At 68.4% G+C, this 310-nt stretch carries 1 pseudogene; it reads left to right on the top strand.

Going from position 1 to position 310, the window contains the following annotated elements:
- Positions 1-90: 90 nt before the first annotated feature.
- A pseudogene (locus GSQ79_RS25135) lies at positions 91-310 on the top strand (SOS response-associated peptidase); the annotation flags it as partial.

The following is a 310-nucleotide window of genomic DNA, read 5'->3' on the forward strand; positions in this document are numbered from 1 at the left end:
GCGCGCGACGCTGGACGCCGAAGCCGAGCGGCTGAAGCTGGACCGCGCCAGCGTGTCGCCGGTCAACCTCTAGGTTCATTGTGAGACGTCGTGTGTAATCTTTACTCCATCACGCGCAGCCAGGACGCCATGCGCCGGCTCTTCGCGATCGACCGCGACCTGACGGGCAACCTGCCGCCGATGCCGGGCGTCTTCCCCGACTACCCGGCGCCGGTCGTGCGCAGGGGAGACGATGGCGAACGCGAGCTGACAATGATGCGGTGGGGCATGCCCGGGCCGCCGCAGTTCGGCGGCGCTCCGATCACGAACA

The sequence above is a fragment of the Beijerinckia sp. L45 genome (genome assembly GCF_009765775.1).
In the GTDB taxonomy this organism is placed as follows: Bacteria; Pseudomonadota; Alphaproteobacteria; order Rhizobiales; family Beijerinckiaceae; genus RH-AL1.